General features: G+C 36.7%; 13 protein-coding genes and 1 other RNA gene. 11 read left to right on the forward strand and 3 right to left on the reverse strand.

Annotated features, from left to right (window positions below):
• On the reverse strand, nt 1–213 hold a 213-nt coding region (locus tag PQ479_RS16885), incomplete at its 3' end, for a hypothetical protein (RefSeq protein ID WP_273717109.1).
• A 57-nt stretch (nt 214–270) separates the two neighbouring features.
• On the opposite strand from PQ479_RS16885, the gene PQ479_RS16890 reads away from it, so the two are divergent.
• The 6 genes from PQ479_RS16890 to PQ479_RS16915 all read left to right on the forward strand — a co-directional run bounded on the left by PQ479_RS16890 (nt 271) and on the right by PQ479_RS16915 (nt 9733).
• Complete coding sequence (locus tag PQ479_RS16890; protein ID WP_047987217.1) at nt 271–1017, forward strand: alpha/beta hydrolase; 747 nt, start codon at nt 271–273, stop codon at nt 1015–1017.
• Nucleotides 1018–1077: 60 nt separating this feature from the next.
• Nucleotides 1078–3444 carry a ribonuclease R gene (rnr, locus tag PQ479_RS16895; protein ID WP_047987218.1) on the forward strand — a complete coding sequence of 789 codons (2367 nt, stop codon included), beginning with the start codon at nt 1078–1080 and terminating at the stop codon, nt 3442–3444.
• 115 nt (nt 3445–3559) lie between these two features.
• A complete protein-coding gene (gene smpB, locus PQ479_RS16900; RefSeq protein WP_047987219.1) occupies nt 3560–4030 on the forward strand; it encodes an SsrA-binding protein SmpB in 471 nt (156 codons plus the stop codon).
• A gap of 93 nt (nt 4031–4123) precedes the next feature.
• Nucleotides 4124–4482: a transfer-messenger RNA gene (gene ssrA, locus PQ479_RS16905) on the forward strand.
• Between the two features lie 1322 nt (nt 4483–5804).
• The gene (locus PQ479_RS16910; protein WP_047987221.1) at nt 5805–6497 is read left to right on the forward strand and encodes an ABC transporter ATP-binding protein; all 693 of its coding nucleotides are present in this window, start codon (nt 5805–5807) and stop codon (nt 6495–6497) included.
• A complete protein-coding gene (locus tag PQ479_RS16915) occupies nt 6494–9733 on the forward strand; it encodes an ABC transporter permease (RefSeq protein ID WP_053070290.1) in 3240 nt (1079 codons plus the stop codon). The genes PQ479_RS16910 and PQ479_RS16915 overlap by 4 nt, the downstream gene beginning before the upstream one ends.
• Before the next feature lie 486 nt (nt 9734–10219).
• Here the strand turns inward: PQ479_RS16915 and PQ479_RS16920 are convergent, their stop codons facing one another.
• Entirely contained in the window at nt 10220–11128 is a 909-nt protein-coding gene (locus PQ479_RS16920; RefSeq protein WP_053070291.1) for an MFS transporter, read from the reverse strand.
• A gap of 574 nt (nt 11129–11702) precedes the next feature.
• Between PQ479_RS16920 and PQ479_RS16925 the strand changes: the two genes are divergently transcribed.
• The 3 genes from PQ479_RS16925 (at nt 11703) to PQ479_RS16935 (ending at nt 13755) form a co-directional block, all read left to right on the forward strand.
• The gene (locus PQ479_RS16925; protein WP_047987222.1) at nt 11703–12554 is read left to right on the forward strand and encodes an ABC transporter ATP-binding protein; all 852 of its coding nucleotides are present in this window, start codon (nt 11703–11705) and stop codon (nt 12552–12554) included.
• The gene (locus PQ479_RS16930) at nt 12551–13198 is read left to right on the forward strand and encodes an ABC-2 transporter permease (protein ID WP_047987223.1); all 648 of its coding nucleotides are present in this window, start codon (nt 12551–12553) and stop codon (nt 13196–13198) included. Before PQ479_RS16925 ends, PQ479_RS16930 begins: the two co-directional genes overlap by 4 nt.
• 158 nt (nt 13199–13356) lie before the next feature.
• Nucleotides 13357–13755 (forward strand): ASCH domain-containing protein, encoded by a 399-nt coding sequence (locus tag PQ479_RS16935; protein WP_420535560.1) that lies wholly within the window; start codon nt 13357–13359, stop codon nt 13753–13755.
• Between the two features lie 151 nt (nt 13756–13906).
• Here the strand turns inward: PQ479_RS16935 and PQ479_RS16940 are convergent, their stop codons facing one another.
• Nucleotides 13907–14299: a RidA family protein gene (locus tag PQ479_RS16940; RefSeq protein WP_047987225.1), complete on the reverse strand. Its 393-nt coding sequence runs from the start codon at nt 14297–14299 to the stop codon at nt 13907–13909.
• 485 nt (nt 14300–14784) lie between these two features.
• Between PQ479_RS16940 and PQ479_RS16945 the strand changes: the two genes are divergently transcribed.
• Nucleotides 14785–15021, forward strand: a complete 237-nt coding sequence (locus PQ479_RS16945) for an NAD(P)H-dependent oxidoreductase (RefSeq protein WP_053070292.1) — start codon at nt 14785–14787, stop codon at nt 15019–15021.
• 162 nt (nt 15022–15183) lie between these two features.
• On the forward strand, nt 15184–15363 hold the full coding sequence (locus PQ479_RS16950) for a hypothetical protein (RefSeq protein WP_047987227.1): 180 nt from the start codon (nt 15184–15186) through the stop codon (nt 15361–15363).
• The last annotated feature ends 20 nt before the right edge of the window (nt 15364–15383 follow it).

Raw genomic sequence — 15383 nt, forward strand, 5'->3', positions numbered from 1 at the left:
CGCGGCAATGAGTTGAGAAAAATAGCGAACAATGCGGCGTAAATAGAAATACGCGGCAATGAGTTGAGAAAAATAGCGAACAATGCGGCGTAAATAGAAATACGCGGCAATGAGTTGAGAAAAATAGCCATCAATGCGGCATAAATAGAAATACGCGGCAATGAGTTGAGAAAAATGACCATCAATGCGGGGCATAAATTTCAATAACGGCAAGCAAGACACTAAGTTAGTACTATACGTTCATATAAAAGAAAGGAAAGACATAGAGCAATGAGATTAGTTAAACCAAAACCATTTACATTTGAAGCAGGAAAACGAGCTGTACTTTTATTACATGGATTTACAGGTACAACAGCTGATGTTCGTATGCTAGGCCGATATTTACACAGTCAAGGCTATACATGCCATGCTCCCCTTTATGAGGGACACGGTGTTCCGCCAGAAGAGATCTTACAATCAGGTCCACAAGAATGGTGGAAATCGGTAGAAGAAGGTTATCAATATTTAAAAGATGAAGGTTATGAAGAAATTGCTGTTTGCGGTTTATCACTTGGAGGGGTATTCTCCTTAAAAATCGGTTACACTTTACCTGTAAAGGGAATTATCCCAATGTGTGCACCTGTGAAGCCAAGAACAGAGGAATCGATTTATGAAGGGTTACTATCCTATGCACGTGAATATAAAAAGCGTGAAAAAAAGGAAGAAACTGAAATCGAAAAAGAAATGGAAGCATTTAAACAACTTCCAAAAGATACACTAAAAGAATTACGAGAGCTTATGACAGATGTATCTAAAAATCTGGATTATATTTATACACCGACGTTTGTTGTACAAGCACGCAAAGACGAAATGATTGATCCAAAAAGTGCTGAGGTGATTCATGAACAGGTTGAATCAGATATAAAACAAATAAAATGGTATGAACAATCTGGCCATTCGATTACAATTGGACCAGAAAAAGAACAGCTTCATCAAGATATTTATCAGTTTTTAGAGAAGTTAGATTGGACCGTTTAATGGATTCTGAAAAGAGGAATGAGAACTTAGAAGCTGTTAAAAACGAAAGGAGATAGGAAAATGAATGAAGAAAAAATCCAGCAACTTTTACGCTACTTTCGTGAAGAAGCCTATAAGCCTCTTTCCGTAACTGAGCTTGAAGCACAGTTTCAGATTGAAGGTAGTGAAGAGTTTAAGGAATTTGTGAAAGTATTAAATGATTTAGAAGCCGAGGGGTATATAGTCCGGACAAGAAGTAATCGTTACGGTGTCCCTGAAAAAATGAATTTAGTAAAAGGGAAGGTTCAAGGTCATGCTAAAGGTTTTGCATTTATATTACCGGAGTTAGAGGGTGAAAAGGATGTATATGTATCACAATCTGATTTAGGTAGTGCGATGAATGGTGATATTGTCCTTGTCAGACTGCATCAAGAGTCGTCAGGTGAGCGACCAGAAGGAAAAGTCATTCGCATATTAGAGCGCGGCGTTACTGAAACAGTTGGAACTTATTTTGATCAAAAAGCATATGGATTTGTAGTTGCGGATGATAAGCGTATTGCCAATGATATTTTCATTCCGAAAAATGCAATCAAAGGTGCCATTGATGGTCATAAAGTGATTGTTAAGATTGTCAAATATCCAGAAGGACGCATGAGTGCTGAAGGTGAGATTATTAAAATCCTAGGGCATAAAAACGATCCGGGTATGGATATTTTATCGATTATATATAAACATGGTATACCACTTGAGTTTCCTGATGAAGTCATGGAGCAAGCGAATCAAGTGCCTGACCAAATTGATGAACAAGATTTAGAGGGCCGTCGTGACTTAAGAGATGAAGTTATTGTCACGATTGATGGGGCAGATGCAAAGGATTTAGATGATGCGGTACAAGTATCAAAACTTGAGAATGGTCATTATCGCTTAGGTGTCCATATTGCCGATGTATCCCATTATGTGACAGAAGGATCACCGATTGATAAGGAAGCAGCCGATCGAGCGACGAGTGTTTATCTAGTGGATCGAGTAATTCCGATGATTCCGCATCGTCTATCCAATGGCATATGTTCATTAAATCCAAAGGTTGATCGTTTAACATTATCGTGTGAGATGGAAATTGATCAGTCTGGCCAAGTTGTTCACCATGAGATTTTTCAAAGTGTGATTCGGACAACGGAGAGAATGACATACTCAGATGTGAATAAAATTTTAGTGGATGATGACGAGGAAGTGAAATCTCGTTATGAAGGGTTAATCCCGTTATTTAAGGAGATGGAAGAGCTAGCCGCAATCTTACGTAAAAAACGTTTTGATCGTGGGGCGATTGATTTTGACTTTAAAGAGGCAAAAGTGTTAGTTGATGAAGAAGGTCAGGCTAAAGAGGTAGTCTTACGTGAGCGTTCTGTCGCAGAAAAACTGATTGAGGAATTTATGTTAGCTGCAAACGAAACCGTTGCTGAGCATTTCCATTGGTTAAAGCTACCTTTTGTGTATCGAATTCATGAAGATCCAGATGCTGAAAAGCTGAATAAATTTTTAGAGTTTATTACGAACTTTGGCTATGTCGTCCGCGGAAGTGCGAATACTGTACATCCAAGGGCTTTACAGAAGCTTTTAGAAGAAGTTCGCGGTGAGCCAGAGGAGACCGTCATTAGTACGGTGATGTTGCGTTCGATGCAACAAGCGAAATATGATACAAATAGTATTGGACACTTTGGATTATCGACGGATTTCTATACGCATTTTACATCACCAATACGCCGTTATCCAGACTTGCTTGTGCATCGTCTGATTCGAACTTACTTAATTCGTGGAAATGACGACCCATTAACACAAGAGCATTGGGGTGCAAAGCTTCCAGATTTAACAAGACATTCTTCAGAAATGGAACGCCGTGCTGTAGAAGCCGAGCGTGATACCGATAGTGTGAAGAAAGCTCAGTTTATGGAAGATAAAATTGGTGAAGTGTTCACTGGCATGATATCAGGTGTGACGAACTTCGGATTGTTTGTTGAATTAGAGAATACGATTGAAGGTTTAGTCCATGTTAGTTACTTAACGGACGATTATTATCGCTATGATGAAAAACATTATGCAATGATTGGTGAGCGTAGTGGTCAGGTATTCAGAATTGGTGATGAGATTGAGGTACGCGTAGTTAACGTTAATGTTGAAGAAGCGTCGATTGATTTTGAAGTTGTAGGAATGAAGCCGCGAAAAAGACGGGAAAAGCCAGACCGTCCTAAAGTGATTGAAGGCGGCAAACGGAAAAAACGCAAAGGTAGTCGCCCAGGAGAAACTAGTAGTCGTGGTCCAAATAAAAAGGGACTCTCTCTTGGTGATAAACCAGCTGGGGCGGGTAGTGGCCGTAAAAAGAAGAAAAAGAAAGCTTTTTACGAAAATGCTCCGTCAGTGAAGCGTAATAAAGGCCGTAAGAAGAAAAAATAAAAAAGGAGGCATAGACCATTTTATTCTATGCCTTAACCTGTTTTATTAGATAAATTGACGGTTTTTCCTTTGGTTGCTATCATAATAAGACGAAGGAAAATACGAGGTGTCGTTAATGGCCAAACATGAAAGCAAAGTAATTGCCCAAAATAAAAAAGCGAATCATGATTATTTTATTGAAGAAACATTTGAAGCAGGAATGGTGTTACAAGGCACTGAGATTAAGTCAATTAGAGCTGGTAGAATGAATTTAAAGGATTCATTTGCTCGTGTCTCAAATGGAGAGGTTTTTTTGCATAATGCCCATATCTCAGAGTACGAGCAAGGAAACCGCTATAACCATGACCCTGTCAGAGCAAGAAAGCTATTGCTTAAGAAGAAACAAATTGCTATGCTCATTGGTTCAACGAAGCAACAAGGCTATTCGATAGTGCCATTAAAAGTGTATATCAAAAATGGCTATGCGAAGGTTTTGATTGGACTAGCAAAAGGTAAAAAGAATTTTGACAAGCGTGAGACATTAAAGCGTAAGGATGCGAAACGTGAAGTTGAAAGAGCGTTACGTGAACGCCAAAAAGGCATGTGATGCAAATGGGAGTATATCCCATTTGCAAGCCCTATAACTTATGCTATAATGAAATATCCAAGGCAATTATCTTGGATTTTATTTTTATAACTTGGGGACGTTACGGATTCGACAGGCATAGGTCGTGCTTACGTGGCGAGTCGAGGGGGTCGGCCTCGTTAAAACGCCAAAGCCAATAACTGGCAAAACAAACAATAACTTCGCAGTAGCTGCCTAATAGCACTACGCGGTCTCACCCTCCATCGCCCATGTGGTAGGGAGCGAGACTCACTTTAGTGGGATACGCCGGCTGCCCGCCGTTTGAGGGCGAAGGAAGAGAATAATCAAACTAGCCATACTGAAGCCTGTTGTTGGGCTGAAGTATTGGCGAATCGCTAATACAGCAACTACACTCGTAGAAGCGTAAGTGTCGTTATGTTTGGACGTGGGTTCGACTCCCACCGTCTCCATTAAGTACCGTGGAAGCTTGATTTAATGGTGTTTGTGCAATCGTGGTAACACTTTTCGTTATTTTGCTTAAACTCTAATACTTGAGGGAAGTCGTTCTCCATTTGGTGAACGGCTTCTTTTTCTATAAACGCGGAAAACATACGCTAAGCAAATTTCGACATGAACAAAGCCTTGTTATGAATTTTTGTTAGAGTTAGTAGAGAACTTTAATGTAATAAATTTAGAAAATCGTATTCCTTTGCTGAGAGGAATACGGTTTTTCTTAATTTTGAATTCCTTAAAGTCAGCGAAACGCTTAATTTAACTTTAATAATTTCAAAAAATAGTTTCGAGCGATAAGTAGTTTAACTAAAAACAGAAGAGGATAGTGCTCTAAGCACTATCCTCTAGCGTATACTTTAAATTAATGTTTATTAAAAAGGCAAGCAACTGCAACATCTTTGCAAACTTCACCTGAGAAATCTGTTCTGCGGCGAAAACGTGCTTGCGATGCTTCGATTAACGAACAGTTTCTTTCATAAGCACAATAGAAAGTAGGGGTAATTTTACTTGGAGCTCCACAAATTGGATAAGGGTACATTTTAAGATTCACCTCCTATTTATGTAGTAATTAAGATTTAGACATTAAAATTAAAGTCTAAAGTTATAAATAGAATTAAACGGTCATAATTTCCAAGTATAGGATGTACTTGTTTAACAACTTTGTGATTTACCTTTAAAAATTATTTATAAATTGGTTTTTCCAGTTATGAGTTTTTTATATAAAAAAAATAATTGAAACAATAATCATTGAACATACGAAAAAAATATATATAAATAAATTACTATCACACCTTTTATTGAAAAAAGATATATTTTATCATTTACATTATTGATTATATTATATATATTGATAGAATGTAATATATATTTTAAATTTTCAGAAATAATATGATTTTATGGAAGTTATAAAATCGACTTTATCATCTTATATATATGCTATTTATTCACCTGGAAGGTGTGCAAAAAGCATTTTATTTTGTTAATGAACATGAAACTAATTGGAGCTTTAATACCTGTTGCATTAACAGAGCAGTTAGTTAATAGTGTTACTCTCTATATCAATTCAGGAGATGATTTAAATGATGTTTGTTTACTTTGTTTTAGAAGTAATCCTCGTTACAACCACATTTTTCCTACAAAAAATCGTACTAATTCATGCCATGATGAACAAGGTCAATTGGTTTTAAGCAGCTATATTAAAAGTGTAAATGTACTTTATAATATGTTACTTAATGAAAAAACTACTCAAAAGTCAATTTCAGTCTAAGGGAGGTGGGGATTCTTGATTAAACAGATTGTTTGCCATGAACTTGAAAAGTCATTTGAAGGTGATAGTACAAAAACGATTGCTTTAAAGAGTACCAATCTGTCTTTTCAAAAAGGGGAATTTACAGCAATTATTGGTCCATCTGGTTCGGGTAAGTCTACGTTGTTAAGTTTACTTGGAACATTGGATAAGCCAACAAAAGGTCATATCACCTATGATGATGAAAATATATTGTCCAAAAGGAAAAGTCATATTGCTGATTTCCGTTTTCAGGAAATTGGTTTTATTTTTCAACAGTTTCATCTGCTTCCTACATTAACCTCTTTAGAGAATGTCCTTACACCTTTGTTTTCAAGGAAAGTGTCTTATAATAAACTGAACCGTGCTAAAGAAGTATTAGAACAAGTTGGTTTAAAAGATAAACTTCAATCACTTCCTTCTCAATTATCTGGAGGTCAACAACAGCGTGTAGCTATTGCCAGAGCAATTATCCATAAGCCAAGCTGGTTATTGGCAGATGAACCGACAGGTAATTTGGATACAGACACAGGGGAACGTATTTATGATTTATTAAAAAGTTTAAATGAGCAAGAAGACTGTGGGGTTGTTTTTGTTACGCATGACCCACTACTTGCAGCAAAAGCCAAACGAATCATCACAATGAAAGATGGAGTTGTTCTTTCTGAAAAGGCTGGTTTTTCGTCATGATTCGCTTTATTTGGAATAATTGGTGGCGAAGGAAAGAACGATTTATTTTGCTTCTTATTGGTGCTTTTATTGTCAGTGCAGGTTTAACCTACTTAATTGGTCTATCTGATACGAATCGAGGAACGATTGTTGATACACTGCAACAACGTTGGACAGCTTCGTATGATATTATTGTTAGACCAGACGGCACCCGTAGTGTAACGGAAGAAAAAAATCTATTGGAACCAAATTATATGAGTGGTTTAAGTGGCGGGATTAGTGTTTCACAGTATGAAACGATCAAAGAAATTAACGGTGTAGAGGTGGCTGCCCCGATTGCCATGATTGGATATGCAGATTATCAGGTACATTATGGGTCTGTTGAATTGTCCGATGATGGGATATATCGGAGACAAACTACTACTACGATTGACAACGGGTTAGGAGAAGTAAATTCTGTAACAAATTCATATTTCCCAATAAATGTTTGGGACTTTTTTGATAAAGGATCTGAATATGGAACGGGTGCGCCTCACCTAGATTTAGTGGTCCATTCTCAATCTCTTCTTGCTGGTATTGATCCTGAACAGGAAGCAAAACTTGTTGGACTCGATCAAGCGATTGTAAAGATAGGTTCAAGTAGGTATTTTAATGAGATGGATTCTTATTTGTATAATACAGGTAATGATTATCATGAGTTTCCGATTATTGTGAATCGTCAAGCCTTTGTTGAGAAAGTCGAGGAAATAACATTTGAACGTTTGGAGCTCCCTATCACAAGAGGGAATGCTGAAGAAATAATGGAAGAGGTTAAGGAGAAAGGTGGGGCATTATATCTTGATACGATAGACGGTGAGGTTGTAGAGTCCTACACATATACAGGGGAAGAGACATTTCATACGTTTGTAGGAGAAATGACAGGAGTGAATTGGCAGACCGGTAATATTATCGATGATGGCAATCGAGAGGAAGGTGAACACATAACCGGTATAGTCTTTAAGCCAACCCCAATTGAATATCAAGAAATTGCTAGTCCATTTGTAGACCGATGGCCTTATTCTTATCAGGTAGTTCCTTTTCAAAATGGAGGTGATACCGTAGGGGTTTATCGGAATAAAGAGACGTTCCGTCAACCACAATTGATGGCTGAAGAATATTTAGATTTACCACGCACGAAGCCTAATTGGGTCGGCTTTTATGATTCAAGTCAATTAGACATATCTAAAGATCCGACGAATGAATTGCCGATGGAAACGTATCGGCCAGCATCGGCAGAATTTGTAATGGATGCTAATGGGACCCCAATTAACCCTCCTAGGCAATTAAAGCCTAATGGTGATCCTTATAGTTTCTTATCAGACCCACCTGGTATGTTGACGACAATTGAAGCGGCAGAACATTTACTTGGAGAAGAGCCGATTTCAGCTATTCGAATTAAAGTTGAAGGAATTACAAACATGAATGATGAAAGCCAAGCCATCTTGGAGCGAGTAACAGCTGAAATTGAAGAAAAGACAGGTCTAATTACAGATATCACATTGGGATCTTCGCCGCAATTAGCTTTAACGTATGTGCCAAGTATTAATGACGGGGATGAAATTGGTTGGCTACAGCAACCATGGGTTAATATTGGTTCTTCGATTTCAATTTTTAGAGAAACGAAGGTTGGATTTTCTGGGATTGTTACAAGTGTTATTGCTGTGGCGATAGTCTATGTTTGGTCCTCAGGTGTTGTCAACTTATTGGCACGACGAAAAGAGTTTGCAGTATTACTTTCAATAGGCTGGAGACCAGGTCAATTAAAAAAATTATTATTATTAGAGTCTTTAATTATTGGGCTTTTTGTGGCGTTTGTATCATGGGGCATGCTAGGTTTTGTTTATATCTCAACTGAATCAGCGAGCTCGCTATCTCGTTTCATATGGACAGGTCTATTTGGTTTGATTGTTTATTTGTTGGGGTCCGTAGTACCGATGGTAATGTCAGGGAGTATATCTCCATATGAAGCAATGCGAAGTGGTGAAATTTCTAGTAATAGTAAACGAATTGTCCAAGCAAGAGGCATTAATCGTATGGCTTTTAACCATTTTATTGGCAAGTGGAAACGGAGTGTTCTCTCAATTATCTCGATCGCCCTACCTACCTCTCTTTTAGCTGTGTTTCTATACATTACACTACGATTAAGAGGGGTTATGTATACATCTTTATTAGGAGAATATGTAGCGTTAGAGGTAGGCACAGTTCAATATGTGGCGATAATAATTGCATTAATCATAGCTGTATTAACAACTGCTGAAATTATTTGGCAAAACGTTTCTGAGAGACGTGAGGAAATTGCTTTATTACAAGCGATTGGTTGGAGAAGAGCAAATATCCGCAGACTGATACTTGCTGAGGGGATGTTTGCCGGGTTGATCGCAGCTATAATCGGTTTATCCTTGGCATTTATTATACTGTGGGGTTTATATGGAGACTTTCCATTAGAAGAAATAGGTTTTATCTTAGTTACGGGTTTGATTCCAGTAGTAATTGGGCTTATGGGAAGTGTGCTACCAGCTGAAAAGGCTGTTCGTATTACACCATACCAAGGTACTAATAGTTCATACTCTAACCGCGCAGTAGTAGAGAGAAGGCTTAAATGGACGCTTTTGTCCGTATCTATTTTAATAGTTGCGTCTTTCTTGTATACAATGATAAAAGCAGCTCCTCATTTTGAACAAGTGAGTTCTACAGAAGATGTTGGTCAGGTTTCTAGACCGACAGTAGGTGATGTAACAAGGAATACAACAACAGAAAATGAAGAGCAAGAGCCAGAGTCAACAGATATTATTGATCCGATGGCCACACCTGGAAATTATGAATTAGAGTTTTCCTCTGAACAAACGAGTGAAAGTGTCGGTTGGGGAAGTATGATATCTTATTCAGCTCATGAAGTTGAGAGTAAATTACCAGAACCTAAACAAGGTATGCAAAATGTAGCGGTTGAATTTATGTTTGAAATTAAAGATACAATGATTTTTGACATGAGATTTAAACAACATTTTTCACTTATAATAGGGGGAGAATCTTATCGACCGGTGGAATATACGATACTTGAAGAGGTAGGGTGGCAGGATGAACGCTGGTTAAATGGAAATAGTGATGGGAAAATGCATGCTATACTCGATTTTACAATTCCTGATGATATTGAAAGTTACGGATTTATTTTTCAGAATTTTCAAGGTACAGGAAGAGGATTTATGATTTGGTTTAATTAAGCTTTTCCTTAGGGCTACAATACTTATTTTTGTACCTCTTCTTGGTGTAACGCGTGTTGAGAGTTTTACAGTGTGCCTAAGGTATACTATACTATCCAACAGTGTATGTTGTTGGTAATTCATTTACCATTAGTCGTTTTTTTGGGACGGTTGTATTTACTTGAAACAGGATGGGGAAATATTGGATATCGAGTTGTTGAATGATGATCGGATTCGTTCCAACCAAACACAACAATAAGCTACATAAATTTTAAAGTCAGCAATTTAAGAAATTGCTTCAATTGTATACATATTTCGCCATTCCTTTTCATGTATTTTAATTGAATAACCTTCCCAATTGAGGTGTAAGAAAAAGAGCCTTCCTACATTTAAGGAAGGCCCCGTTAGAAAAATGGAGAAACACTAATTACTAACTGTGTTTTTATATGAATAACATTTGAGAAAACGAAAAAAACCTAATTTTTCATCCTTACATTGGCTAATACATCACATTGAATGGGCATCGGAAAGCTTATAGTTCTTCAAATAACTTAACTTAAATGCTAATAAAGACACGAGCAAATAAGCGATACCTGCAAGTAAATAAACGAATCGAACACCAATCAAATCAGCCAATATACCAACAACTAATACCATTACTCCTGCAAGAGGAGTTAATAAAGCATTCCTGGCTGCCATAATACCTGCTCTGCGACTTTCAGGAATAGCATCCTGTAGCAAAGCAACTTGACATATATCCCGAGCTTGATACATCGGTCCCATTAGTATACAAAGCAATAAGGCAATTATTGGAATCGTATTGAGAGAAAATAGAATCGTCAGTACCCCCATAGATAAGCCACTTAACCCAATGTTTATACCAATCTTTGATGAGAATGCTTTTGCTTTATACGTAACAAGTACACTGCCAAAAATTGCCCCTATAAAATAAGCCGCGTTAATAAAACCCCACCATTCTTCACCTGCACCTAACACAACGGTCGTAAATGCCAAGATTAGGGCAGATGTCCAGATTGCATTAGCTATCGCTTCAACTGAATCCATAATCGTAATACCACGTACCACTTTTATTCTCCAAATTTCTTTCCAAGCAGGAGAAGTATGCACTTTTTTAGGTAGTATTGCCCTCTCATTATGTAACTTAATCATTACAATAAGAACCCCACTACTAATAAAAAATAAAGCTATTGCCCCAATTAAGATATGAAACGGAATATATAAAGCCAAAATAGCCCCAAATGCCCAACCTGCTGTTGCTAATAATTGTTCTATCATGACGAGCGTTCCGTTTGCCTTAATATACTCATTCCTATTAATGACTAAAGGTAAAATGGCGAATCTAGCTGGTGAATACCACGCATTCAAAAATGATAAAGCCATAAGACCAAGAAACATAAAAGTGAGCCCCAATGTGGTCTCCATATATAGAAAATATCCTATACCAATAGCAGTAAATCCTTTCAACCAACCTGTTACATGTAAAATTTTCTGCAGAGGAATCAATGGAATAAGAGGCTAGAAAAGAACTAACAAATAGTGTTAAAGACATAAGCGCTAACACTAAAGCGGGACCTGTTGCACTCTCTGTTCTTTGATATACCTCTACCATAACGATAACTTGAATGAGAATTTGAGCTAATGAATGGAAGGATTGAGAGAACCATAATTTCAGAAAGTTAGGTTGTTTAAAGATAGGTATGTTTGCTTCCATAAGTACTCCTAGCAGAACTTTTATTTCATAAAGATTATCACAAAAACAGAACTTTCTAAACATTATTATAAAGTACAAGTAAAGGCAATAGAAGAATCCTACATAGATAGTTAATTTTCACTCTATATATTCAGGTTAATCGTAAATATATATATAAGTAATTAACTAATTCTCTTTAACTACATTCACACTTTAAAATGGATGTATAACAAAAACGAGTTATTCAATTAGATTTATACATCTAGGAGGAGGGTTAATGTGACCCATTTATTAGAAATCAAACATGTGAAAAAAGCTTACGGTCAGAAGGTGGTTTTGAAAGATATTTCATTTACTGTTCCTACAGGTTCTATTGTAGCCTTTATAGGTGATAATGGGGCCGGTAAATCGACAACATTTAAATCGATTTTAGGGCTGACAACGATAGACGATGGTACGGTTAAAATTTTTGGGGAAGAGTGTGTAAATAATTCAGAGACTAAAGAGGAGATAGGTGTCGTATTTGATGCGATGAACTTACCCGCAAACCTTACTATCAAGCAAATTAACCGAGTATATAATCAATTATTTAGAGCGTGGGATGAGGAGAATTTTAAGCGATTAATTCATAATTTCCAACTACCTTTAGGTGAAAAAATTAGCAAGTTTTCTAGAGGAATGTCAATGAAATTATCTGTAGCGGTAGCACTTTCTCATCATGCCCGTCTCTTAATTTTAGATGAAGCGACAGGTGGCTTAGACCCTTCCTCACGTGAAGAGTTACTAACGGAATTAATGAACTTTGTCAAAGAGAGCAATAGGGGAATTTTACTATCATCTCATATCATGAGCGATATAGACAAGATAGCAGACCATCTAGTCATTATTAAAGACGGGGAAATTTTATTAAATGAAGCAAAGGCAACGGTTTTTGAGAAGTTTGCGATTGTTGAAGTGAATGCTGAACAGCTTACACAGATTCATGATGAATGGATTGTAGCAAAAAGAAATGATGGATCGCGTTATAGTGTTCTGGTATCTAATAAAGATGCTTTACCGGATGCCATTACGAGTAGCGAGCTAACGATGGATCATTTAAGTCTTATTCTAACAAGGAGTGAATCCAAATGAATGCTTTACTACTGACCAATTATTACTTAGTCTATCGCAGCTTATTCATGTATGCAGGCATTGCCTTCTTAGCATCAGCCTTGATTCTACATTTCGGGGATGCTTCCTTACAACCATTAGCGGCGATGCTTGCTATCCTATTCCTTGTCATGCCAGCATTAGAGGTCATCAAACATGAGGGGAAATCCGGGTACGATAAATTTGTATTAACATTACCTGTCACAAGAAAAAAAGTGATCTCAAGTCATTATATGTTTTATTTGTTGGTTGTATTAATGGGAACATTATTATCAATCAGTGTGTTTTATCTGTATGGATTCATTACTTCTAATCCGATTGAACATATTATAAGTATCGTTAGTACAGGCACATTTATTGTCATAACGGCAGGGGCCATTTCTTATCCATTGTTATTTACATTCGGTTCAGAAAAATCAGATGCCATTACGATTGGTGGAGCGGGTGGGGCCTTGTTATCTATGTTTGGTTTGGAAAGTTTAGTGGCAACGCTCGTTCAGAATAATATTTTGCCATTTGAATTATCACCATCTAATTTGATGGTGATGTATGTAGCGGCTGGTTGCATTTTCTATGTGCTATCCTTCTTCATTTCGGTGTGGATTTATAACAAAAAGGAATTTTGAACGGTTCGGTACGATGTGAAAAATCACTACAATAGTGGATGTTCATTTTCACTTATATATGTAACTCATAATTGTGACAAGTAACTGTTATACTGCTAGGGGAAGGAGTGATGAAGTTGAACAAAATAGAACGTTTTTGGAACGAATTTCAGGAATCCATGGATTTAAAAGAAGCTCAATATAAGGATGCTTTTCAATTTGGGGTAGAACCCGATTATTTGGCTCATCTCGTATTAGAGGGTAAAAAGACCGCAACAACATCTGGCTATGTTTTTTATGAGTTAGAAAATGCACCACTACCTCAACGAAATGACTATAGCATTATACTTAATCGTTTAGATGAACCAGTCGCAGTGATACAAATGGAATCGGTTGAAGTAAAGCCCATGAACGAAGTGACCGAAGAATTTGCATTAGCAGAAGGCGAGGGAGACTATCATTTCTGGTGGGAAGCTCACAAAAAGTTCTTCACGCCATTATTAAAGGATTATGGTAAAGAGTTTTCTCCTGATATGCTTGTTGTTTGTGAAAGGTTTAAAAAAGTATATCCGAAGTAGGTGGAAATAGGTGATTCCTAATCTTCTTGGGATGAAGAAAATAATAAGTTGTGCCTTCAAGTTTTGCAGTGCTTATTGTTGAAAGGTGCTGAGTTATGACAATAGTAAAAAGGAACAGTATTCGCTGTTCCTTAATTTTTATTTCAGATGGTTAAGTTGAAGCACACCATAACTCGATTTCTATCTTCAATTCAGGCAATCCTAATGCGGATATATATGCAATGGTCATAGATGGGTAGTCTCCTTCAAACAGTTCATTCCATTTGAGGTAGAAATACGCCCAGTCTATTTCCTCTGTTGCCCAAATATTAACTTTAATTACGTTGTCTGGAAGGAGCCCTTCTGATTCTAGGGCTTTTTTTATATTTACAAACGTATAATTGACTTGATCGGTTAAACTATCAGGGACATTTCCGTTCATATCTATTCCGATTTGACCAGATGTTACTATTAAGCTTGCTCCTGCTGGTACTCTAGTGACATGGCTATAATCGCCTACTGGTTTTGGCATGGACTTAGGGTTGTTTCTGATAATATTCAACATTATATTACCTCGCTCATTATAAATTTACCGAAGATCCTTTCAAGTAATTAGACAGACTCCACCAATTACATGTTTTTAAAAGAAAACGGCAGTTGAGTATCCATAACCGATAGATAAATATGCAAGTATTTTCTTTTTCATGGCATGGACACTTCCTTTCTTCATAATGGGAGTAAAGAGGTATGTGGTATAACATAGCATTAGTTTTATACGTTTAATCATATCATATTTACTATATAAAGATGAGGCCAATTTGGAATATCGTGTAGCTGAACATTCGAAAGAGTATCTACTCAAATCAAGAATTACTAGCGATAACGTTTGGCAAGCGTCTAAGAAAGTCTTTAATTGTTTAATATCCAACATCAAGTTCCTCCTATCGAAAAAAATGATGATTATTATCATAATAATCATCTGTAACGATTCTACTTTGTATTGTAATCTGTCATACACACAGTTCAATATTGGGAGGCGGTACAAATGAAATGGAGACGAATGTATTAAAGGGATATCACATATCTGAAGAAATTGAGAAATTCAAGAAAGCAGATTTCATAATTATTCAAACGCCTATCTACTGGTTTAGCCTTCCAGGAGTTTTAAAGAAGTATATCGATGCTGTGTTTGTTCCGGATATCTTTTTTACAAATTCGAATGAGTTTGGCCGTGGTGGTCAATTTGACGGTAAAAAATATATGTTATCAGTCCTTGGAGGCTCATGAATCGGTGTTTTTTTCAGCTTTATTTCTAAATTCCTCTTGTTTATAAAAGTTTACTTTCTCCATATTATCGCTCTCTTCTTTATTAACTTTTATTTTTTTGGAAAAAGCCTCTTTTCGTACGAATATAAGAACCTAATTACAATAGTTTAGGGTCTATCGTAAATGAATACAGGTACTCATCTTGGAAGAAAAGAACTCAGACGCTTGTTAAATGGTGGCGTTCATGTTCGTGTGAGAATAATAGATAAGAAAAAATATATACATAGAAAAGCTGAATTCATTCATTCAGCTTTTTTAGGATCATATAAGTATTTTAACAAAAACGCAGAACTTTTTATTTGAGTATCTTTATTTTATCTAAT

It is taken from the genome of Alkalihalobacillus pseudalcaliphilus, from assembly GCF_028610675.1.
Taxonomy (GTDB): Bacteria; Bacillota; Bacilli; order Bacillales; family Bacillaceae_D; genus Alkalihalobacillus; species Alkalihalobacillus pseudalcaliphilus.

Excerpts from the sequence above, each read along its gene's own strand:
- rnr (WP_047987218.1), top strand. The coding sequence starts at position 1,078 with ATGAATGAAGAAAAAATCCAGCAACTTTTACGCTACTTTCGTGAAGAA.
- smpB (WP_047987219.1), top strand. The coding sequence starts at position 3,560 with ATGGCCAAACATGAAAGCAAAGTAATTGCCCAAAATAAAAAAGCGAAT.
- PQ479_RS16915 (WP_053070290.1), top strand. The coding sequence starts at position 6,494 with ATGATTCGCTTTATTTGGAATAATTGGTGGCGAAGGAAAGAACGATTT.
- PQ479_RS16935 (WP_420535560.1), top strand. The coding sequence starts at position 13,357 with ATGGATTTAAAAGAAGCTCAATATAAGGATGCTTTTCAATTTGGGGTA.
- PQ479_RS16940 (WP_047987225.1), bottom strand. The coding sequence starts at position 14,299 with ATGTTGAATATTATCAGAAACAACCCTAAGTCCATGCCAAAACCAGTA.
- PQ479_RS16890 (WP_047987217.1), top strand. The coding sequence starts at position 271 with ATGAGATTAGTTAAACCAAAACCATTTACATTTGAAGCAGGAAAACGA.
- PQ479_RS16950 (WP_047987227.1), top strand. The coding sequence starts at position 15,184 with ATGAATACAGGTACTCATCTTGGAAGAAAAGAACTCAGACGCTTGTTA.
- PQ479_RS16920 (WP_053070291.1), bottom strand. The coding sequence starts at position 11,128 with ATGTTTCTTGGTCTTATGGCTTTATCATTTTTGAATGCGTGGTATTCA.
- PQ479_RS16945 (WP_053070292.1), top strand. The coding sequence starts at position 14,785 with ATGGAGACGAATGTATTAAAGGGATATCACATATCTGAAGAAATTGAG.
- PQ479_RS16930 (WP_047987223.1), top strand. The coding sequence starts at position 12,551 with ATGAATGCTTTACTACTGACCAATTATTACTTAGTCTATCGCAGCTTA.